Below are 21,318 nucleotides of genomic sequence, written 5' to 3' on the forward strand. Positions count from 1 at the left end.
CATGGGGTTCAACTGGAACTGGGAATTCACTTGGGAGATCCTGCCCAAGCTGATGCATGCGACGCTCAACACGCTGATGGCGGCAGGCTTCGGCTATGCCATCGCGGTGGTACTGGGCATGGTCTTCGCGCTGGCTCAACGCACGCCCTACTGGGCGCTGACCAAGGTCGTGCGCGAATTCATCGAGTTCATCCGCTCGACGCCTCTGATCCTGCAGATCTTCTTCGTCTATTACGTCGGCCCGCAATTCGGCCTGAAGCTGGGGCCGTGGACGGCAGGCATGATCGCGATCGGTCTGCACTATTCGGCCTATCTGTCCGAGGTCTATCGCGGTGGTCTCGACGCGGTGCCGAAAGGCCAATGGGAGGCCTGCACCGCGCTCAACATGTCGACCCGCGACACCTATTGGCGCATCGTGATCCCGCAGGCCATTCCGCCGGCGCTGGCGGGGATGGGCAACTACCTCGTGGGGATCTTCAAGGACACGCCGATGCTCTCGGTGATCGGGGTGGCCGAACTGATGCACACCGCGAATGCGATCGGCTCGTCGAGCTATCGCTATCTCGAACCCTATACGCTGGTGGGGATCATCTTCCTCGCCATCTCGCTTCCCACCGCTGCCCTGATCCGCGTCTTCGAGGATCGCGTGCGGCGTAAACTCGGATTGAAATGATGGAAGACCTTTCGAACTATCCGCTCGAACTGACGGGCGACAATGTGCCGATGGTGCGGTTCCTGAAAGTCACCAAGCGCTATGGCGATCTGGTGGTGCTCGACCAGCTCGATCTCGACGTGGCCGAGGGGGAAATGGTCACGATCATCGGCCCGTCCGGCTCGGGCAAGACGACCGTGCTGCGGATGCTGATGACGCTCGAGACGATCAACGAGGGCGTGATCTACGTGGACGGCAAGCCGCTGACCCATATGGAGAAGAACGGCAAGCTGGTGCCTGCGGACCGCAAATATCTGCGCAAGGCCCGCAGCCAGATCGGCATGTGCTTCCAGCATTTCAATCTCTTCCCGCATATGACCGCGCTGGAGAATTGCATGGAAGGCCCGGTGCAGGTGCTGGGGCTGAAGAAGGCCGAGGCGCGCGAACGGGCCGAGGAACTGCTGGAGCTGGTCGGCATGTCCGACAAGCGCGACCAGCACCCCTCGCGGCTCTCGGGCGGGCAGCAGCAGCGCGTGGCGATCGCGCGGGCGCTGGCGATGCGCCCCAAGGTGATGCTGTTCGACGAGGTGACCTCCGCGCTCGACCCGGAGGTGATCGGCGAGGTGACCAACGTGATCCGCTCGCTGGTGGAGAAGCACAATCTGACGATGCTGATGGTGACGCACCAGATGGGCTTCGCGAAGGACATCTCGGATCGGGTCTGCTTCTTCTTCGACGGCAAGATCGAAGAGCAGGGCGCCCCCGAAGATCTGTTCGGCAACCCGCAGAAAGAGCGTACGCAGCAATTCCTCTCGGCGGTGAAAGAGGCCGACTGACGCGCCTCACGATTTCGCGCAATGGCCTTTCTGAAAAGGTCATTGCGTGCGCGGACATCTCGTTGCCTTATGGGCCTGCTTCCATCGCAGCGAGGGTCCGATATGCCGATCATCATAGACAACCCTTGGCGCGGTGACGGGCTCGACCCGGAGGGCATCCAGCCCATCGCGGATGCTTCGGGCGTGGCCAGCCTGCTCGCTCAATGTCCGGCACATCGCGAGACCCCGCTGCGCGCGGCGCCCGAGATTGCGGAGCGCGCCGGGGTCGGCGAGGTCTGGATCAAGGACGAGCGTGCGCGCATGGGGCTCGGCAGCTTCAAGGCGCTGGGCGCGGTCCATGCGATTGCCCGCGAGGCGGCGGCGCGCGCCGAGGGTGGTGACCTGCAAACGGCCCTCTCCGGTGAGACCTATGTCGCGGCCAGTGCAGGCAACCACGGCCTCTCGGTCGCGGCGGGCGCGCGGATTTTCGGCGCCCGCGCGATCATCTATCTGGCCGAGACCGTGCCCGCCGCCTTCGCCGCACGGTTGGAGGCACGCGGGGCCGAGGTCGTGCGGGCTGGCGCGGAGTATCAAGCGAGCATGGAGGCCGCCGAGGCGGCCGCGGCGGAGAACGGCTGGACGCTTCTGTCGGACAGCTCGTGGGAGGGCTATGTCGACCTGCCGCTGCGGGTGATGGAGGGCTACACTCAGCTTGCCGCGGAGGCCGTTGCGCAGATCGACGTGCCGCCGACACATATCCTGCTGCAGGCCGGGGTCGGCGGTCTGGCGGCCGCCGTCGCGGCCCATGCGCGGCTGGCTTGGGGCGACGGGCCTCAGATCATCGTGGTCGAACCCGATGCGGCGCCTGCGCTGATCGAGAGCATTCGCGCAGGGCATCTGGTGAGTACGGAAGGGCCGGTTTCCTCGATGGGACGGCTCGATTGCAAGACGCCTTCGATGGTGGCGCTGGCGGGTCTATCGCGCGACGCGGATCGCTTCGCCACGATCACGGAAGCCGAGGCGCAGTCCGGCGTCGATATCCTCGCAGCGCACGGGCTGGCCACGACGCCTTCGGGTGGGGCCGGGCTGGCGGCTCTGCTTGCCGGGCTGTCGCTGGGTCCCGAGGCGCGCGTGCTGGCGATCCTAAGCGAAGGCCCGGAAGATGGCTGAGCGCTCGCTCATCTTCCCGGCGGAGGAGTATCGCACCCGCGTCAGCCGACTTCAGGTCGAGATGAGCGCACAGGGTCTTGATGCGCTGTTCCTGACCTCGGCTGCGGATATCTTCTACGTTACGGGCTTCCTGACTCGGTTCTGGGAAAGTCCCGCGCGCCCGTGGTTCGTGATCGTTCCGGCCATCGGTGCGCCGGTCGCGGTGATCCCCTCCATCGGGGCGGAACTGATGGGCCGCACATGGATGACGCAAGTTCGCACTTGGGAGGCACCCGATCCGACGGATGACGGGGTGAGCCTGCTTGCCGAGACGCTCTGCGATCTGCTGCCCGACAGCGCGCGGATCGGGGTGCCGATGGGGCTGGAGACGCAGCTGCGGATGCCGCTCGCGGATTACGCGCGGCTCGGGGAGCGTATCGCGCCGCGGCGCTTCATCGACGGCACCGCCGCGATCCAGCGGGTGCGCGAGATCAAGAGCGCGGCCGAGATCGAGAAGATTCGCTCGGCCTGCGCCATCGCGGGTCGCGTTTTCGACCGTGTGCCGGAATTCGCGGGGCAGGGGCGTCCGCTCGACGGGATTTTCCGCGCCTTCCAATCAGCGCTTCTGGAGGAGGGGGCCGACTGGGTCAGCTATGTCGCCGGGGCGGCGGGGCCGTCGGGCTATGACGATGTGATCTCGCCTGCCGGACCCGAGCCGCTTCAGGCGGGCGACGTGCTGATGCTGGATACCGGCGCGGTGCGCGACGGGTATTTCTGCGATTTCGATCGCAATTTCTCGGTCGGTCCGGCGTCGGAGCCGGTGCGGCGCACCCATGCTGCACTCTGGGAGGTGACCGAGGCGGTGATGGCCGAGCTTTGGCCCGGGATGCGGGCGCATGATGCGCATCGTCTGCTGGTCGAGGGGCTGGCGGCGCGCGGTGTCGCGGCGGGCGGTGGGCGTCTGGGCCACGGGCTGGGGGTCACGCTGACGGAATGGCCGTCCTTCACCCCGCGCGACGACACGGAGCTGCGCGAGGGCATGGTGCTGACGCTGGAACCCGGCGCTTGGGTCGAGACCGCGCAGGGTCCGCGCCGCCTGTTGGTCCATGAGGAAAACATCGTCCTGCGCGCGACCGGGGCCGAACTGCTGTCGCCGCGCGCGCCCGAAACCCTGCCGGAGCTGAGCTGATGGCCGATTTCCCCTATCGTCTTCGCGAAGACGCCACGCCCACGATGGGGCTGATCGTGCTGCGTGTGGACGAGACTATCGAGGACGAATTCCGCCGCTACATCCCGCCGGGCGACGCGCGGATGCATGTCACGCGCGTCCATTCGGGCGACGACCTGACCCCGTCGAGCATCGCCGAGATGGAGCGTGCGTTGAGCGGCGCGGCGGAGCTGCTGCCGCCTGCGGCGAAGTTCGATGTGGTGGGCTATGGCTGCACCTCGGGCGCAGCGCTGATCGGGCCGATTGAGGTACGGGCGAATGTCATGGCGGGGGTGACGACGCGGCATGTGACCGATCCGCTGAGCGCCGCGCTGGCGGCGATCTCAGATCTGGGGTTGGAGCGGGTGGGCATCGTCTCGCCCTATGTCGCCTCGGTCGCGGAGCCTCTGCGGGCGGCTTTCGTCGCTGAAGGGATCACCGTGCCCGCGACGCTGTCTTTCGGTGAGGAGGTCGAGGCGCGGGTTGCGCGGATCGACCCGGCCTCGATCGCGGAGGCGGCGCGAAGCCTTGCAGGGCAGGCCAAGCTGGACGGGATTTTCCTGTCCTGCACCAACCTGCGCACGCGGCGGATTTTGCCGGAGCTGAAAGCGGAGCTCGGGATGCCGGTGCTCAGCTCAAATCAGGCGCTGGCCTGGCATATGCGAAACCTCGCGGGGCTCGGGGAGCCGGAGTGAACAAGGCGCCCGTCGAGGCGCCTTGTAAGGTCGTTTCGAAAAATCAGCGGTGCGATCTGACGAATTCGACGATGCCATAGACCGCGAGGGCGGCGACGCCGACGATCAGCATCGGCTCGACGCCGTGGGTGTGGAAATGCGTGCCGGAATGCGCGAGGGCCGGGCTTGCTGCCAGTGCGCCCAGAAGCGTTGCGAAGGTCTTCTTCATTGGTCGATCTCTTTCTTGCGTTGTGTCAGGAAGTCGCGGATGTCGAGGACGGATTTCTCGTCCATCGACACGTAGATCAGCGACATGTTGGTGCGTTCGCGGACCATCTCGCCCGGGAACGGAAGGTAGGACAGTTCGCGTGAGCCGAAGGAGGGCGAGGCGGTGCCCACCTGCCATTCGGTCTTGAGCTCCACATCCACGAGTTTCAGCGATTTCGGCCCCGTGGACGAAGGGCGCTCGAAAGGCACACCGGCGAGCTTGAGATAGCTCGTCTTGTCGGAGGCCTGCATGAAGCCGTCGATGAACTGGGTGGCCAGAACCTGCAGGTCCGCCGCCTCGTCCTCGTGATGCATGTGGCTGTGCAGATGCTCGCCATGGGCGTGATTGTGACCATGCCCGTGATGCGCGTGGTCATGGGAATGCCCGTGGCTGTGCCCGTGATCGTGGTGGTGATGGTGCCCGTGAGGGGCGTGATCATGCGGCATGGCTCAGCCCACCTTATGCGGTTCGGAATTCGACCAGCGCTTGCCTTCGAATTCGCCATGGGGCAGCGAGACGGGCTTGTCGATATGCTTGCGGTGCGCGCCCAGCTTGCCATTGGCCACCAGCGAGCCCAGCACATCCACGATCACCCGCGTTCCCATCAGCGCGGTGATGTCGGACACGTCATAGGGCGGCGCGACCTCGACCAGCTCCATCCCGCAGATGCCTTCGGCGGCGATGCCGGAGGCCAGCGCCAGCGCCTCGCGCGGCAGGAAGCCGCCCGGTTCGGGCCAGCCGGTGCCGGGCACGAAGCCGCAGTCGATGGAGTCGATATCGAAGGACATGTAGACCATGTCGACCCCGTCCCACGCCATTTCGAGCGCCATCTCAATCGTCTTGTCGATGCCCATCTTCTCCATGTCGCCCATGGTGATGATGTTGGTCTCACGCTCGCGCGCGACCTTCACAGCCTCGCGCGGGACCTGCCAGCCGCCGATGCCGATCTGCACGAGGTTCTTCGCCGGCACGTTGGGCAGGTTGGTCGAGTGGAACCACGGCGTGGTGTGCATCCGCTCGTCGAGGTCTTTTTCCTGAATGTCGGCATGGCGGTCGAAATGGACGATGCCGATCTTCTTCGAGGTGCATTCCGCGATACCGCGCACGCAGGGGAAGCCGATCGAGTGGTCGCCGCCGATCATGATCGGGAGCGAGCCCGAGGAGAAGACGTGGCTGACGGCGCGGCTGATCTGGTCGAAGCTCTTCTCGATATTCGCCGGGATGGTGAACACGTCGCCCGCATCGCAGAGCGTCATCTGCTCGCGCAGGTCGACGCCGATCTCGTAGTTGTAAGGCGTGTAGAGAGCGGAGATCTTGCGCACGCCCTGCGGTCCGAAGCGGGTGCCCGCGCGGTAGGTGGTGCCGCCATCGAAGGGGATGCCCAGCACGGTCGCGTCGTAATGCGAGACCTCCAGCACGTCCTCGGCATAGGGCGCCTTGAGGAAGGTGTTGATGCCCGCGTAATGGGGCAGCTCGCCGCGCGCGAAGGTCGGGATCGACTTATCCTCGATGCTGTCCGCGCCGGTCAGCCCCATGCGCAGCGCCCAGCGGCGTTCCTCGTCCCAGCGGCCCTCGGGGAGTTCCGCCTCTTTGCGCATCGCCTTCCAGCCGGCGAGCTTGGTCAGGTCCGGGTGGTGCTGGCGGCGCTCGCGCAGGGCATGCGCCGCGATGGCCGCTTGCGGGTGGTGCGGGCGCGATCGCCCGCCTGGCAGGTCATGGAACATCTCTGTCTCCAATCTATCGAAGCCCCGGATCGGGGCAGGCTGTCTGGACCTTGGCGGCGGCCCGCGCGCGGGGCCCAGCGGCGCGCGCGGTGAAACTTTGATCTCAGTCCGGCGCGGGCGCAGGGTCGCTTTGCGCAGCCAGAGACGGGATCTTGTCGAGGATGTGCTGATACGGAATGCCGTGATCGCGGGCGTCGAAATCATAGGTGATCGTCGCGCCGTAGCGTTCGGGATAATCCGGATCCCAGCGGGTCTTGTCGAACACGAGAACGCGGTCGCCCAGCTTGAAGCCCTCGCCCAGATCATGCGTGACCATGAAGACGGTCATGCTGGTCTCAGCGCGCAGCTGCGTTAGGAATTCGTGCATCGAGAGCCGCGTGCCCGGGTCGAGCGCGCCGAAGGGCTCGTCGAGCAGCAGGATGCGGGGCCGCGCATGCAGCGCCTGCCCTATGGCGAGACGTTGCTGCATCCCGCCCGAGAGGGTCGAGGGGTAGTTCTTCGCCACATGGGCCAGCCCGATCCGCTCGAGAACCTCATCGGCGCGGGCCCGGGCCTCGCGCAGCTTCGCGCCACGAAACCAGCCGAAGCCTTTCGGGAAACTCTCGGCGGCGACGATGTTGTCGCGCACGGTCATATGCGGGAAGACCGAGTATTTCTGGAACACCACGCCGCGCTCGCGGCCCGGTTCGCGCGCGGGCCGACCGCCATCGACGGTGATGCGGCCCCGCGTGGGGGTCTCGTCAGCGAGCAGAAGCCGCAGGAAGGTGGATTTGCCGCAGCCGGAGGCGCCGACGATCGAGACGAACTCGCCCTCGGCCACGTCGAGATTGACGCGCTCGATGATCGGGCGACCGTCGTATTCCTGGAAGACATCGCGAACGGTGACGAAGCTCATAGCCCACCTCCCAGCCACGGGAAGGCTTTGCGCGAGAGCGTCTTGAGCGCGAAGTCGATCAGGAAGGCGAGCAGCGTGATCCAGATGACGTAGGTCAGGATAATATCCATCGCGAGGTAACGCCGGACGAGGAAGATGCGGTAGCCAAGGCCGACTTCGGCTGCGACGGCTTCTGCGGCGATCAGGAACAGCCAAGCCGCGCCGAGCGACAGGCGGATGGCCGCGATCAGGCGCGGCAGGATTTGCGGCAGCACCACGCGCAGCGCGATGACCCAAGTGGAGGCGCCCAATGTCTGCGCCTTCACGATCTCTTCGTGCGGAATGTCGAGCACCCGCTGCGAGAGGTCGCGGATCAGGAAGGGTGTGATCCCGATAACGATCAGCACGATTTTCGAGGTCTCGCCCAGTCCGAACACGATGAAGAGGATCGGCAGCAGCGCCAGCGGCGGCACCATCGAGAGCACCGCGACGAAGCTCGACAATCCGCGTCGCACGTAAGGCAGGAGCCCGATCCCGACGCCGACCGTCAGCGAGATCAGTGCCCCGATGCCGACACCGAAGGCCAGACGCCGCAGGCTCGCGAAGGTATCGGCCCAGAGGAGGATCTCGCCGGTACGCTTGTTCGGTTCGGTGAACAGCCGCCCGGCGGTGTTCATGATGGTCTCGGGCGCGGGCAGAAGCTTGTCTTGCGGGTTCGCCGCAAGCCGGATTTCCGAGCCGATCCAATAGGCGATCAGCACCGCCACGAAGGGCAGCGCGGCCAGCAGGATGCCGGTGGGCCGGGTCGGATGTCGGTTGAGCAGACGCATGGGCGCTTTCGGCAATTGGCGGAAAAAGGGCCCGGCCCGAAGGCCGGGCAAGTCAGATCAGAGCGCGCCGTCGGCCGCCATCTGCATGTAGGTGGTGTCGAAGCGGAACTTCACGTTGGCTTCGTCGCCCGTCACCGAGCCGTCGGGATACTCGACGCCTACGAAATCGGCCGAAGGCGCATCGACGCCAAGGATGCCCTTGTCGAACAGGAAGTTCGCGACCGTCGTCATGGTCTCGGGCATCTCGGCGCTCGAAGCCTGCTCGACCGCCTTGGCCGGATCGTAGAACATCGCCGTCGCGGCGAGCTGGGCCTTGTAGCCCTCAAGATCGGTGCCGGCGGCTTCGGCCATCGCGGTCAGGGCCTCTTCGTCGCCTGCGGCCATCTTCGACATGACCTCATACCAGGCGCCGACCACGGCCTTGCCGAAATCGGGATTGTCCTTGAGCGTCTCGGTATTCACCACCATCAGATCGAGGATCTCGCCCGGGATCTGCGAGCTGTCGAAGAGCTTGTTCGCATCGGGGTTGGAATCGAGGATTTCCGACACCAGCGGGTTCCACGTCACGACGGTCTCGACCTCGGGGGTCGCGAAGGCGGCGATCATGTCGGCGTCGGAGGTGTTCACCACGCCGGCCAGATCCTTCTCGGCCAGCCCGGCTTTATCGAGCGCGCGCGCCAGCAGGTAATGCGAGACCGACAGCTCGACGAGGTTCACCTTGGTGTCCTTCAGCTCCTCGATCGAGGTCGCTTTCTTCGAGATGATCGCGTCATTGCCGTCGGAATAGTCGCCGACGATCAGCGCGGTCGTGTCGACGCCGCCGCCCGACGGGATCGAGAGCGTGTCCATGTTCGTCGCCGAGACGCCATCGAAGCCGCCCGCGGTGTATTGGTTGATCGATTCCACGTAGTCGTTGATCTGAACGATATCGACGGTGATGCCGTATTTCTCGGCCCATTTGTCCATGATCCCCGAGCTGTCCAGATAGCCCCAGGGCATCCAGCCGGCATAGATCGACCATGCGAGTTTGAAATCGGTTTTCTGCTCGGCCATCGCGGGCGAGAGAGAGGCGGCGAGAACGCCCAAGCTGAGGGCCGTGGCGGACAGGAATTTCGTTCTGGTCATGGTCTTCCCCGTTGGCATGCGTCCCGCCTTTTTATGGCGTAGAGGCCGACCCGCTGGCGGAACAAGAGATGAGGCGCGGGTCAGACCTGCGCAGTAATCTCCCGGGATTTTGGCCCGCCGTGTGCCCGCACGGAATTTGCCGCGCGGGTGGCACTTCTCGGACCAGACCTGCCTTCTCGGCAACGGAACCCTAAGCGCCCTGCATCCTCATTCGGGCATGACCTTGGTGCGTTTCCAAAGGTGGAGAGGGGGCAAAAGCCGCCTCGATTGCGCCCCGCATGGCATTTGGGCGCAAAAAACTCTCAAGTGATGGTTTTTTGAGCGTCACCCCAAGCATTTTTGATCGGTTGGTGCGCTTTTCGTGCGGCTTCGTGATTCCTCGCGAGGTGGGAGGGGCGGGGCGTGAGGCGCACCTCACCCTCCCGAACGGGCCTCCACCGGCGAGCCGTCTTCCAGCGTCTCGACCGGGTAGAGCACGACGCGGTCGCCCTCGCTCAGACCGTCCTGAAGCTCGGCATAGGTGCCGTTATCGGTCCCGATTTTCACGTTCACTTCCCGCGCGCGCCCGTCCTCGACCTTGAAGACGGCCCAGCCGGTGCCGCGCCGGAACAGGGCGCTCGACGGGACGCGCAGCGCGTCGGGGTTCTGCCAGACCACGATCCGGGCGGTCACCTGGAAGCCGTGGCCCAGCCCGGCCCGCTGTGCAGAATCGCCGGTGAAGGCGATGACCACGCCGACGCGTTGCTCCTCGACGCCCAAGGCGGAGACCTTCGTCGTGCCCGACGGATCGATGCGGACCACCTTGCCCTCCAGCACATCCGGCCCGCCCCAATCGGTGATCTCGACCGGATCGCCGAGGCGCACGCGCACCGCATCGCGCGAGAGAAGATCGGCCACCACTTCGAGCCCCTCCGAGATGTCGCCGATCTCCATGATCGGGGAGCCCGCAGAGAGCACGGTCTCGTTTTCCTGCAGGATTTGCAGCACCGTTCCGGTCGCGGGCGCATAAAGCGGGATCGGCTCGACCCCGTCGCTGTTGTTCGCGGCGGCATCGTTCTGCAGCACGGATTTCGCCGAGGCCAGCGCCGCCTCGCGCATCGCGATGGCGGCTTTCGCGGCTGCTTCCTGCGCGGCGGCGTAATCGGCATTGATCTGATCGCGGTCCAGTTTCGACTGGCTGATCGTTCCGGAGAGCGCGAGCCGCTGCGACCGCGCGAGATCGCTATCGGCCTGTTCGCGCATCGCGACGGCGGCGCGGTAATCGCCCTCGGCGGCACTCAGCGCGGCTTGGGCCTCGGCCAGCGCGGCCTCCGCCTGCGCCCGGCTGCGCGCATCCAGCACGGCGGGCAGGGCGGGGCGCATCCGGGCGACGACCGTCTCGTTCGCGACGACATGATCGCCGACATGGATATCGAGCCGCTGCAGCCTGCCGCTGACCGGGGTCGAGACCGTGTAGCTTTCGCTCACGCGGGTCCGGCCATCATCCTCGATGACGAGCTTCATGGGGCCGCGCGTGACCTCGCCCATGTCGACGGTCTGCGGTTGCGGCCAGAGAAGCGCAGCGATAGCGCCCGCCGCGATCAGGCCGATCAGGATGAGAATGAGCCATCTGGTCCGGGGTTTTGGTGTCACGGGTCAGTCCCTCGCCTTGAGCGCCGAAATCATGTTCAACCGATCCAGCGCGCGGCGCAACATCAGGATCGAGGCCAGTGTCGCCGAGACCACGACCAGAACCGCCATCGCGATGCTGGGCAGATCGAAGCTGACGCTGACCCGGTAGAGTTCATTGGAGAAAACGCGTGCGATCAACTTGGCAAGTGTCCAGCCGAACCAGATGCCGACCGGGAGCGCGCAGGCGACCAGCAGGGTGATCTCCCCGGCCAGGATCAGCGTCACCTCTCCGCGGGTGAAGCCAAGGACGCGCAGGCTCGCCAGTTCATGCGCGCGCTCGGCAAAGGCGTTGCGCGCGGCGTTGTAGACGATGCCGAAGCTCAGCACGAAAGCGATCGCGCCGAAGACAAAGCGCATCTGGCCCGCGCCCTCGTCGGCGATTTCCCGGAACGCCGCCAGACTGTCGGATTTGATCGAGACGCCTGCGACCTTGGGGCGCTCACGCAGCTCGTGCAGAAGCTCCGGCGATGGGGCGCCCTCGGTGCGGATCGAGACCGAGGTGATCCGGTCCGCCTCGCCCACGGCCCGGGTCAGCGAGTCGAGGCGCATATAGGCCGGAGCGCCCAGCAGGGTGTCGGAGATCGCCGCGACCGGCAGCGAGAGGGTCCGCTTGCGGCCTTCGGTGACTTCGGCGGTGAGGTTTTCGCCCGGCTGAAGTTTCAGCACATCCGCGAGCCCCCGCGAGATCACGACGCCCTGCGCGGGCAGGGCGATCGGCTCCAGATCGGGCCGCAGCGCGCGGTTGAGCTGCGCATCCTCGGACAGGCCGGTCAGTTCGCCGCGATGGGTGATGACGCCGTTGCGGAACAGGACCGGCACGTAGCGCGTCGGCTCGGCCTCCAGCACGCGGGGCAGGTGCGCAATCTCATGCGTCACATCGCGCGAGACCGGGTGGATGAAGCTCACCGTCGCATCCGAGCGGTCGGCAAAGCCGAAGGTGACATCCATCGTGTGATCGAAGCCCGAATAGATCATCAGCATCGCCATGTTCAGCGCGAGGCCGGCGGCGACGCCCGCGACGGTGCCGAGGCTGCGCACCGGTTGCCGCGTGATCTGGCGCAGGATCATCCGGCCCGGCTGGTCGAAGGCTTTCGTGACGGTCGCGAGGAAGCCGACGCGGCCATGGGTGAAATCCGGCGGAGCCGGGGGACGCATCGCCTCGGCGGGCGTCAGGCGGAACACCGTGCGCAGCGCAATCGCCGCACCGAGCGCGGCGGCGAGTAGCGAGAAGGCGAGCCCCCCGGCGAAGGGGCCGGGATGCATCGAAAAGACGAGATAGGGGAATTTGTAGAATTCCATGTAGAGCCCGGTGATCGACCGCCCGAGCATCACGCCCAGAGCCGATCCGAGGAGCGCGCCCGCGAAAGCGATCATCAGCGCCATTTCGAGGTAGTGCCCCGCGATCTCCGCCCCGCTATGGCCGAAGGCTTTCATCAACCCGATCTCGCGCCGCTCGGCCTGCACGATCCGGGTGATCGTGACGTTGAGCAGGAAGGCCGCAACGGCGAGGAAGATCGGCGGTAGAAACACCCGCGACTGGCGTAGACCCTTGAGTTCTTCCTCGATGAAGCGCGCCGAGGTCTGCTGGTCCTGCACATATCCGGCGCCGCCGCCATAGGGCGCCATCAGCCGGTCGAGATCGGCCAGCACCGCCTTGCGCGGTCGCTCGCGCGTGGTGAGCGCGAGCACCTCGTTGAACGCGCCGTCGAGATCGAGCACGGCGGCGGCGGCCTTGCGCTCCATCCAGATCACGGCGAAGCGGCCATCGGTGGGGAAGAATTCACCCGGTGCGGGCATGAACAGAAACTCCGGCGCGCGGGCGAAACCGACGACCTGCAGTTTTTGGTGGCGGCCCTCGACTGTGACGCCGAGCGTGTCGCCAAGCGCGATCCCACGCGCGGCTGCGAATGTGTCGAGCAGCACGACCTCGTCGCTGCGCCCGGCGATGGGCTTGCGTCCTGCCGTCATCAGGATGCCGTTGAGCCCCGCCGCACCGGGTAGCGACAGGATGCGCGCCTGCACCGGTTCGCCGCCGTCTGCGTCGATCCGGCCGAAGCCGCTGATCCGGCCCTCGGCGGCCAGCACGCCGGGAATGGCATTGACCTGTTCCATCATCGAGCTGGGCGCGCGGGTGAGCGGCTCGAAAACCTGCGCCAGCCGGTGCCGTTCGAAATAGGCGTCGCGGGTGACGGTGAGCGTATCGGTCAGCCCCGCCATCATCACCTGCACCATCACGCCCAGAGCGACGACCGCCGAGATCGCAAGCGCCTGCGCCCGGATGCGCCAGAGGTCGCGGAACAGCTTGCGATGGAGAACGGTCAGGGCCATCGGCTCACCATTCGATCTCGGCAGGATCGGCGCGGGTCTCGTTGACGATCGTCTCGCGCAATTGGCCATCGGTGAAATGCAGCACGCGATGCGCCATCGCCGCCGTCGCCGCTGCATGGGTGACGATCAGCACGGTGGTGCCCAGCTCGCGGTTCACATCGTTGAGCACCTGCAGCACGCGCCGCCCCGTCGTGCTGTCGAGCGCGCCGGTCGGCTCGTCGCAAAACAGCACGGCCGGGCGCTTCGCGATGGCGCGCGCGATGGCGACGCGCTGCTGCTCGCCGCCCGACATCTGCGCCGGGAAATGGTCGAGCCGTCCCTCCAGCCCCACCAGCCGCAGCGCCTCGCCCGCATCCATCGGGTCATGCGAAATCTCGGTCACCAGATCGACATTCTCGCGCGCGGTGAGGCTGGGCATCAGGTTGTAGAACTGAAAGACGAAGCCGACATGGCTGCGCCGATATTGCGTCAGCGCGCGGTCGGACATCTCGGTCAGGTTCTGATCGCCGAACCACGCCTGACCCGAGCTTGGCCTGTCGAGCCCGCCGATGATGTTGAGAAAGGTGGATTTGCCGCTGCCCGAGGGGCCCAGCAGCACGACGACCTCGCTGCGCGGAATTTCCAGCGTCACCTCTCGGAGCGCGTGGACCGCGGCAGGACCTTCGCCGTAGGTCTTCGACAATGCTTCGGTGCGAAAGGCAGGCTGCACGCTCGGCCTCTTGAGATAGATCGGGCAAAGTGCCCGACCCAGATCAGATCACAGCTTCTTCAGGCAGTCAAAATTTGTCGGCTCTGGCGGGGAGTTGAGCGCTTCAGCGTGGCCCCGCCGCATCGAGGCGCAGGGGCGCGTTACGTGCTGAGGCTGTGGAAGAAGAGGTCGATCTCGAGCGCCAGTCCGAACTCGAATTCGTTCAGCTCGGGATGGGTCCATTCGTGCTGCTCGAGATGGTCGAGGAAGTCGCGCCGTTTGCGCTCGTCGCTCGCATCCAGCGACAGGGTCTCGGCGGCGCGCAGCAGGTCGATCCGCTTATGGACCTCGCGCATGGCGGAGAAGGCTTCCATCATCACCGGCATCAGGCGCGGCTCGCTCTGCCAGGTTTGCCCGCCGAAGACCTCTTGCACGACACGGTTGCCCGAGCCGAGGCAATCATAGGCGACGCAGCCCGCCATGCCTTCCTGCGTCAGCTTGTCGTGGATCGAGCAATCGTGCCCACAAAGGTGCCGGCAGGGCTCGCCGGGGTTCTTGCTGAAGGCGAAATCCTTGCCCTTGTCGAAGGCCAGCACCAGACAGCACAGGGCTGCGCATTGCGAACAGTCGGTCTTGAGACGATCGGTCTGGGGCATTCTGGCCTTCGCTTAACGGGACTTCGCATGGGAAGTCGTCGGGCCGTGATATCCCGCAAAACGGCTCTCGAATGCAAGGGCTGCGCGGGACGCGCGCGCCGATGCCCCGGCAGCGGAGGAGGCCTCGCTGCCGGGGGCATTCCAGCTCAAAGGGCGTCGATCGCCTTTGCCAGCATGTCGCGCACTTCGCCCGCGACCGACTTGAGTTGCGGATTGTCGATCGCCGTCATCGAGGCTTCCGGGTCGATTGCGCAGACGAGGATGTCCGAACCATCCTGCCGCAGAATGACGTTGCAGGGTAGCATCGCGCCGACATTCGGCTCCAGCTGGATCGCCTGATGCGCCATCTTCGGATTGCAGGCGCCGAGGATCAGGTAGCCGGGCATGTCTGCGTCCAGCTTCTTCTTCATCGTGCCCTGCACGTCGATCTCGGTGAGCACGCCGAAGCCTTGCTCCTTCAGGGCCTCGCGGGTCCGGGTGTCGGCCTCTTCCAGCGTGGTGTTGGTGAGGCGTTTGTCGATGGTGTAGCTCATGGTGTTGGCTCCTTGAGTTGAAAGCGGTTCAGGTTTCGACCGGGTAGTCCTGCGCGGACCATGCGCCGAAGCTGCCCGGCACAGCGGAGAGGTTCTTGAACCCGGCGCGGTGCAGCAGGCTCGCAGCGACGCTGGCACGGTAGCCGCCCTGACAATAGACCGCATAGTCGACGGAACGGTCGAGTTGGTCCATCTCGTCTTCGAGCGTGCCGAGGAAATGGTGGATCGCGCCGGGGATACGGCCGCCGTCCCACTCCTCATTCTTGCGCACGTCGAGCGGGGTCAGATCGCTGCCCTTCAGCGCCTGCACCGTGACCTGCGGGATATGCGCAAGCGGTCGCCCGGAGGTGCGCCACGCGGCGATGCCGCCGTTCAGGTAGCCCGCGAATTTCGTGAAACCCACGCGCCAGAGACGCAGCACGGCCTCGTCGATGTCGACAGCTTTTTCACTCACCAAGGCAATGGGTTTGTCGGGATCGAGCATCCATCCGGCCCAGACCGACAGGATCGGCTGCAGCCCGATATTGAGCGACCCTTCGATGAAGCCGCCGCCGAAGGCGAGCATGTCGCGGAGATCGACGAGCTGCACGTCCTTGTCGGCGATCAGCGCCTCGAACTCCTCTGGCGTTTTGCCGATGCAGCGCGGCAATCCGTGCATCACCTCGGGGCCCGCCGCGTTGACCTTCTTGAGGCGCGGGTAATGCGTGGGCACCGGCGGCGCGTCCTTCGTCATCTCCTCCTTGAAGGCCTCCAGATCGGTGATCTGGACGTATTTGTTATGGGCTTTCTCATAGGCGATGCTGGTCGACATCCGGTCGCCGATATTCGGCCCGCAGGCCGAGCCCGCGCCGTGACAGGGGTAGACGAGCACACCGTCGGGCAGTTGCATGTAGAATTCCTGCGTGGTGCGGACGAGCGCCTCGGTCAGTTCCTCGGTCTTGTCGTCGCCCAAGAGGTCGGGGCGGCCGACCGAATCCACGAAGAAGGAATCGCCGCTGAGCACGCCCCACGGGTCGTCATTGTCCTTCTCGTAGAGCAGGAAGGAGACGTGTTCGGGCGTGTGCCCCGGCGTGTGCCGCGTCTCAAGCGTGAGTTGGCCGAAGGTGAATTTGTCGCCATCGCAGATGCCCTCATGCGCGAAGTCATATTCGGCGCCGCCTTCGACGCTGACGCAAAGCTTGGGCGTGCCATCCAGCCGGTCCACCAATTCGCGCGCGCCCGACAGGAAGTCGGCGTGAATATGGGTCTCGAACACATGGGTGATCGTCAGGCCGAGCGCCTTGGCGCGCTCGATATAGATATCGCAATCCGGGCGGGGATCGACAACGGCGGCGGTGCCGCTGCCGGTGTCGCCCAGGAGGTAGGAGCACTGGGCGATCCCTTCCGCAAGGATCTGTTCAAAACGCATAGTCATGTCATTTGCCTCCGAATTTCCGTCAGCTCGGGATTGCCGGAGAAATGCGCCGCGATCGATTCATGTTCCAAAACTTGAATATGTAGGCAGGACATCGCTCATAAACGATGCGTGAGGATGATGCCCGTTTCAGGTGTTCAGGAGCGGCGCGTCCCGGGAACGCCAGCGCGGGCGTCCGGAAGGTTTAGCGTCACACGCAGCCCGGTCTCCGCATTCGCGATGCTCAGCGTGCCGCCGACGGCCTGCGCGATCTCGGCACTGATCGACAGCCCCAAACCATGGCCGCTTTCATCGGCGCGCGCGCCGCGTTTCTGAAGATGCTCGATGCGGTCCGCCGAGATGCCGGGGCCGTCGTCCTGCACGTCGATGGCGATCATTTCCGCGCGTCGGCTTGCGCGGATCGTGACCTGCGACGTGGCGTGGCGGCTGGCATTCTCGATCAGCGCGCCCAAGGCTTCGGCAAGATCACTGGCGTCGAGCGTCACCTGCAGATCCTCGGGCACGGCGATGTTCCATTCCACCGCGCTGCCCGTGGGGGTGCGCCGGATCACCGAGACAATCTGCTGCACGACAGGGGCCACCGTGGCCTTGTCTTTCACGACGCGTCCCGCGAGGCGCGACCGCGTCAGTTCGCGATCGACATGGCGGCGCATCGCTTCGGCGATCTCCTCGATGGCGGCGGCAGGCTCGGTCTGGCCGGTCTGGCGCAGCCGGTCGGCCTCGCCCATCAGCGCCTGCAGCGGGGTCTTGAACCCGTGCGCGAGATCGGCGGCGCGGTGGCGCGCGCGGTCCAGCTCGGCCTCGCGGGCGTCGATCAGCGCATCGACCTCATTCGCGAGCGGTTGCACCTCTTTCGGGAAATCGCTGCCAAGCCGCCGCTGTTCGCCCGAGCGCACGGCGAGCACGCGGCGGCCCACTTCCGAAAGGGGCCGCAGGCCAAAGAAAAGTTGAACCCATCCGGCAACGATCAGAGCGGCTGCGAGGATAGCGTTATAGGGCAGCAGTTCCTTGAGAAAATCGTTGCGCGCCTGATCCAGATCGACCGTCGTCAGCGCGACTGCCGCGCGCACTTGGCTCCCGCCCAGCGAAGGCGGCAGGGTCACGCTGCGCTCCAGCGTCAGAAGGGTGTCGCCTGTCTGGTCGGGAAGACGATGCACGTGGATATGTCCGTCGGGCAGCTCATCGGGCGGTAGCGGCAGCGCGTAATCCCAAAGCGAGCGCGACCGCAGCAGCGTGTCGCCGAGGTCGATCTGCCAATAAAGCCCGCTCAGAGGCTGGTCGAACCGCGGATCGGCGGGCGGCGTCTGCAGCGCCAGCCTCCCGTCGGCATCGCGTCCGAGCGCCGCCACGACCTGATCGAGCTGCACCGACAGTTCGGCCTCGGCCCGGCGCTGAACATGGGCGGCAAACAGCGCCGTAAGCGCGGCGGAGGCAATCGCCAGCGCCAGCACCACCGCGAGCGCGCCGCCAAGCGCGAGCCGGAGGCGCAGCGACAACCGCATCACGCGCCGCCGCCTTCGAGGAAATAGCCAAAGCCGCGCCGCGTGCCGATCACGCCGGGGCCCAGCTTACGGCGCAGCCGCGCCACGAGCGCCTCCAGCGCATTGGCCTCGCGCGAGTCGTCATCGCCGTAGAGATGTTCGAGTAGTTCGGTCGGCGGCACGACGCGGTCGCGATGCAGCATCAGGTAGGAGAGCAGCCGGAATTCCAGCGCCGTCGCCGCAATCGGCACGCCGCGGATCGACACGCTCATCCGGTTCGCGTCGAGCGTCAACTCGCCCACGCTCTGGTTCGCCGAGGCCCGCCCCGCCGAGCGCCGGATCAGCGCGCGCGCACGGGCCACGAGTTCTTCCATGCGGAACGGTTTGGGCAGGTAGTCGTCGGCGCCCGCGTCGATCCCCTCGACCCGCTCGGTCCAGGCGCCGCGCGCGGTCAGCACCAGCACCGGCATCTCGCGATCATTGGCGCGCCATTTCTTGAGGATGCTAAGCCCGTCCATCTTCGGCAGGCCCAGATCGAGAATGACGAGGTCGTAATCTTCGGTATCGCCCAGAAACCACGCATCGAGCCCGTCCGCGCAGGTCTCGACGAGAAATCCCGCCGCCTCGAGCGCAGCCTTTAGATCCGCCGCGATCCTCTGGTCGTCCTCGACCGCCAATACGCGCATTACTTGTCCCCGTCGCGCTCGCTGTCTTCGGGACCACCAATCGGCAAACCGGTCGCCGCGTCAACCTCAAGCTCGATGATCCGGCCTTCCGGGGTGATCAGCTTGAGCTCGTAGACATAGTGACCGTCATCCGATTCGAGATCCAGCTTGATGACGCGGCCGCCGAAACGGTTGCGCACACCGCCGAGGATTTTCGATAGCGGAAGGATTTCCTCGCGCTCGACCGCGCTTCGCGCCCGGTCGTGATCCGAGCCGCCTCGGCCCGAACCGCCGCCGCCGCCCGCACGATCGGCGAGGGCGGGCGTGGCCATGGCCAGCGAAAGAAGGAGGAGGGTCGTGAGCGTTTTCATGCGGCTTTCCTAGCGCAAACAAGCTGACAGAACGCTGACAAAGCCCGTCAGTACGGCGTCAGAGTGAATCTGCGAATGTCGTCTCATCCGGGCAACTCGCCCCTATCCGATCACAGGAGTTAAAGATGAAACGCACTCTTCTCTTCACCGCCGCCCTCGGTGCCGCTGTCGGCGCATTCAGCCTCGGTGCCGCACAGGCGCAGGGTCCTGGTGGCAATGGGAATGGCGGCGGCGGGCAGTCGGGCGGTCAGGTCATGCTGCCGCAGAAGAATGCCACGCAGACCAAGTCCCAGAACCGCGAGACCTACGAATACCGGAACGAATATCGCAACTCGTATCGCAATGGCGAGTCCGAGGGCGAATACGGCATGCCGTCGAACTACCGCGAGGAAGTTCGCAACATGAATCAGGCACGCGAGCAGTGGAAGAAGATGGACGAGGTCGCCAGCGACCTGCGTGCCGAGGGCTACCAGATCAGCAAGATGGAGATGGAGCGCTACAGCTATGAAGCCAAGGTTCGCGATCGCGACGGTCGTCGGCTTGAGCTGAAGCTCGACCCGGTGTCGGGCGAGATCATCGGCTCCGAGCTGGACTGATGTGCGAAGGAGCGGCCAGTCGGGTCTGAGGCCCTTTCGTCCGCTTCGGATACTGCGGGCTGGTGGCGAGCTTCGCCACCGCCCACCTGACACTCGACCTGAGTGTCCTACATTTGGGAGGCGTGCACCTCGCGGGCCACTCCCATCCCGAACACCTCGCGAGAGCCATGGTCACCGGCCGCAAACACGCCTGACCTGAGCCGCGGGGTATCGAGCGAGCTTTGTTGTGCCGTCCCCACACCCCTCACAAAGCTCGCTCGATTATTCTCCAAAGCTCCGAAATGGCGAATATTCGAACGCCGCTATCTGCTGGCCCGCCGCTCGGGCCTGCCCGCACCGTGGACATGGACGCAGTTGCGGGGCACCCTCCGGTTGACCCGCACTGGACTTCTGTGTCAGGCACGCGACCTTTCATGAGGACCCTCGGCGCACGTGCCGGGCCCAGCCGAAGGAAGGACATATGACACTTACCCTGCGCCGCAACCGCGACCGCGATCTGGCACCCTTGGCAGCAATGCTTTCGGACGCCGAAATCCCGCTGCTCAATCCCAATGCGAAAGTCCCGTTCGACGAGATGGAATGGCATCAGAAGTGGCTCGGAGACCGCGAGGATGTCTCCTTCTACCTGCAGGATGCCGCGGGGCGAGACGTGGGTTTCTTCGCGCTGCGTGAGGGTGTCGGGCCGGAAGTGCGGCACCTTACCTATGTCTATCTCATCGAAGAAGTACGCGGTGGTGCCGCTGCGGAGCTTACGAGCCATGTGGAGCAGGCGGCGCGCGACCTCGGGGCGCTGACCCTGACCTTGAAGGTGGAAGTCGACAACGCGCCAGCCCACAACGCCTATCTCTCGGCTGGCTATGAGGAGCTGTCGCGGCGGCAGGGCATGGCCACGATGCGGCTGGATCTGGAGGAGCGGCCCACCGAGTGAGCGGGCCCTCCGGTCGTAGTTTTGGGCCGCGGTCGTGAAGGTCGGTCCAATCCCCGGCGATGCGCCCTGCGGCTTCGGCGCTTGCGACCGCTCTCTGCGAGGGCGTTCGCGTGGCGCGAAATTCGTGCTATTCGGAGCGCTACCTGACCGCCCCGAGGGTCTTCCGAAATGGACAAGCTTTCCGTCATGCAAGCCTTCCGCCGCATCGTCGAGCGCGGCAGTTTCGCGCGCGCGGCGGAGGATCTCGGGGTGTCGCCCGCGCTTTTGAGCCGCGAGATCAAGCTGCTGGAAGAAAGCCTCGGGAGCTCGCTGCTGACACGCACGACGCGCTCGATGTCTCTGACCGATGCCGGGCGGCTCTACTATGACGAGGCGAGCGGCATTCTCGATGCGGTGACCTCGGTCGAGACGCGTATCCGCGACGTGGCGGGGGCGGTGCGCGGGCATCTGAAAGTGAACGCCTCGAGCTCTTTCGGGCAGACGGTGATTTCCCCGATCCTGCCGGAGTTTCTGGAGGCGCATCCCGATCTGCGGCTGTCGCTCTCGCTCGATGACCGGGTTGTCGACATGGTGGAGGGCGGCTTCGATGTCTCGATCCGCATCCGACCGGCGATGCCGGATTCCGCTCTGGTCGCGCGCAAGATCGGCACGATGCGGCAGCGCATCTTC

At 65.6% G+C, this 21,318-nt stretch carries 23 protein-coding genes and 1 riboswitch; of the genes, 8 read left to right on the forward strand and 15 right to left on the reverse strand.

Annotated elements, in window-relative coordinates; genetic code table 11:
- The first annotated feature begins 1 nt into the window (after position 1).
- From ehuD to B3D39_RS17920, 5 genes are all read left to right on the forward strand, one after another.
- Complete coding sequence (gene ehuD / locus B3D39_RS17900; protein ID WP_078602475.1) at positions 2-673, forward strand: ectoine/hydroxyectoine ABC transporter permease subunit EhuD; 672 nt, start codon at positions 2-4, stop codon at positions 671-673.
- Positions 673-1,488, forward strand: coding sequence for an ectoine/hydroxyectoine ABC transporter ATP-binding protein EhuA (gene ehuA, locus B3D39_RS17905; protein ID WP_134329865.1), 816 nt, complete (start codon positions 673-675; stop codon positions 1,486-1,488). The genes ehuD and ehuA overlap by 1 nt, the downstream gene beginning before the upstream one ends.
- 102 nt (positions 1,489-1,590) lie before the next feature.
- Positions 1,591-2,637 carry a pyridoxal-phosphate dependent enzyme gene (locus B3D39_RS17910; protein ID WP_274961591.1) on the forward strand — a complete coding sequence of 349 codons (1,047 nt, stop codon included), beginning with the start codon at positions 1,591-1,593 and terminating at the stop codon, positions 2,635-2,637.
- Positions 2,630-3,805, forward strand: coding sequence for a M24 family metallopeptidase (locus B3D39_RS17915; protein WP_274961592.1), 1,176 nt, complete (start codon positions 2,630-2,632; stop codon positions 3,803-3,805). Before B3D39_RS17910 ends, B3D39_RS17915 begins: the two co-directional genes overlap by 8 nt.
- Positions 3,805-4,518, forward strand: coding sequence for a maleate cis-trans isomerase family protein (locus tag B3D39_RS17920; protein WP_274961593.1), 714 nt, complete (start codon positions 3,805-3,807; stop codon positions 4,516-4,518). Before B3D39_RS17915 ends, B3D39_RS17920 begins: the two co-directional genes overlap by 1 nt.
- A gap of 43 nt (positions 4,519-4,561) precedes the next feature.
- On the opposite strand, the gene B3D39_RS17925 is transcribed toward B3D39_RS17920, so the two are convergent.
- The 15 genes from B3D39_RS17925 to B3D39_RS17995 form a co-directional block, all read right to left on the reverse strand.
- A complete protein-coding gene (locus B3D39_RS17925; RefSeq protein ID WP_274961594.1) occupies positions 4,562-4,726 on the reverse strand; it encodes a peptidase M23 in 165 nt (54 codons plus the stop codon).
- Entirely contained in the window at positions 4,723-5,211 is a 489-nt protein-coding gene (locus B3D39_RS17930; RefSeq protein ID WP_078551097.1) for a hypothetical protein, read from the reverse strand. The genes B3D39_RS17925 and B3D39_RS17930 overlap by 4 nt, the downstream gene beginning before the upstream one ends.
- Before the next feature lie 3 nt (positions 5,212-5,214).
- Positions 5,215-6,489, reverse strand: a complete 1,275-nt coding sequence (locus tag B3D39_RS17935) for an agmatinase family protein (protein ID WP_146673635.1) — start codon at positions 6,487-6,489, stop codon at positions 5,215-5,217.
- Positions 6,490-6,592: 103 nt separating this feature from the next.
- On the reverse strand, positions 6,593-7,384 hold the full coding sequence (locus B3D39_RS17940; RefSeq protein WP_078570541.1) for an ABC transporter ATP-binding protein: 792 nt from the start codon (positions 7,382-7,384) through the stop codon (positions 6,593-6,595).
- Positions 7,381-8,193 (reverse strand): ABC transporter permease, encoded by an 813-nt coding sequence (locus tag B3D39_RS17945; RefSeq protein ID WP_078522763.1) that lies wholly within the window; start codon positions 8,191-8,193, stop codon positions 7,381-7,383. The genes B3D39_RS17940 and B3D39_RS17945 overlap by 4 nt, the downstream gene beginning before the upstream one ends.
- A gap of 57 nt (positions 8,194-8,250) precedes the next feature.
- Positions 8,251-9,318 carry a putative urea ABC transporter substrate-binding protein gene (locus B3D39_RS17950; protein WP_274961595.1) on the reverse strand — a complete coding sequence of 356 codons (1,068 nt, stop codon included), beginning with the start codon at positions 9,316-9,318 and terminating at the stop codon, positions 8,251-8,253.
- 96 nt (positions 9,319-9,414) lie between these two features.
- Positions 9,415-9,523: riboswitch (guanidine-I (ykkC/yxkD leader) on the reverse strand.
- Between the two features lie 209 nt (positions 9,524-9,732).
- On the reverse strand, positions 9,733-10,950 hold the full coding sequence (locus B3D39_RS17955; RefSeq protein ID WP_274961596.1) for an efflux RND transporter periplasmic adaptor subunit: 1,218 nt from the start codon (positions 10,948-10,950) through the stop codon (positions 9,733-9,735).
- Between the two features lie 3 nt (positions 10,951-10,953).
- Complete coding sequence (locus B3D39_RS17960; protein WP_274961597.1) at positions 10,954-13,317, reverse strand: ABC transporter permease; 2,364 nt, start codon at positions 13,315-13,317, stop codon at positions 10,954-10,956.
- A gap of 4 nt (positions 13,318-13,321) precedes the next feature.
- Positions 13,322-14,026 (reverse strand): ABC transporter ATP-binding protein, encoded by a 705-nt coding sequence (locus B3D39_RS17965; RefSeq protein WP_274961598.1) that lies wholly within the window; start codon positions 14,024-14,026, stop codon positions 13,322-13,324.
- Between the two features lie 140 nt (positions 14,027-14,166).
- A complete protein-coding gene (locus tag B3D39_RS17970) occupies positions 14,167-14,661 on the reverse strand; it encodes a hypothetical protein (protein ID WP_274961599.1) in 495 nt (164 codons plus the stop codon).
- Between the two features lie 146 nt (positions 14,662-14,807).
- Complete coding sequence (locus B3D39_RS17975) at positions 14,808-15,194, reverse strand: DUF302 domain-containing protein (protein ID WP_274961600.1); 387 nt, start codon at positions 15,192-15,194, stop codon at positions 14,808-14,810.
- A gap of 28 nt (positions 15,195-15,222) precedes the next feature.
- Positions 15,223-16,608 (reverse strand): MBL fold metallo-hydrolase, encoded by a 1,386-nt coding sequence (locus B3D39_RS17980; RefSeq protein WP_274961601.1) that lies wholly within the window; start codon positions 16,606-16,608, stop codon positions 15,223-15,225.
- Between the two features lie 137 nt (positions 16,609-16,745).
- A complete protein-coding gene (locus B3D39_RS17985; protein ID WP_274961602.1) occupies positions 16,746-18,110 on the reverse strand; it encodes a sensor histidine kinase in 1,365 nt (454 codons plus the stop codon).
- Positions 18,110-18,775: a response regulator transcription factor gene (locus B3D39_RS17990; RefSeq protein ID WP_078602488.1), complete on the reverse strand. Its 666-nt coding sequence runs from the start codon at positions 18,773-18,775 to the stop codon at positions 18,110-18,112. The genes B3D39_RS17985 and B3D39_RS17990 overlap by 1 nt, the downstream gene beginning before the upstream one ends.
- A complete protein-coding gene (locus B3D39_RS17995; protein WP_253732517.1) occupies positions 18,775-19,125 on the reverse strand; it encodes a PepSY domain-containing protein in 351 nt (116 codons plus the stop codon). Before B3D39_RS17995 ends, B3D39_RS17990 begins: the two co-directional genes overlap by 1 nt.
- A gap of 125 nt (positions 19,126-19,250) precedes the next feature.
- Here B3D39_RS17995 and B3D39_RS18000 point away from each other — a divergent pair, with 125 nt between their 5' ends.
- The 3 genes from B3D39_RS18000 to B3D39_RS18010 all read left to right on the forward strand — a co-directional run.
- Positions 19,251-19,721 carry a PepSY domain-containing protein gene (locus B3D39_RS18000; protein WP_078522774.1) on the forward strand — a complete coding sequence of 157 codons (471 nt, stop codon included), beginning with the start codon at positions 19,251-19,253 and terminating at the stop codon, positions 19,719-19,721.
- 460 nt (positions 19,722-20,181) lie between these two features.
- Positions 20,182-20,649, forward strand: a complete 468-nt coding sequence (locus B3D39_RS18005) for a GNAT family N-acetyltransferase (RefSeq protein WP_274961603.1) — start codon at positions 20,182-20,184, stop codon at positions 20,647-20,649.
- A gap of 168 nt (positions 20,650-20,817) precedes the next feature.
- Positions 20,818-21,318, forward strand: a 501-nt coding sequence (locus tag B3D39_RS18010; RefSeq protein ID WP_274961604.1) for a LysR family transcriptional regulator, incomplete at its 3' end; no start/stop codon positions are given.

The organism is Thioclava sp. UBA3469 (assembly GCF_002378135.1).
Taxonomy (GTDB): Bacteria; Pseudomonadota; Alphaproteobacteria; order Rhodobacterales; family Rhodobacteraceae; genus Thioclava; species Thioclava sediminum.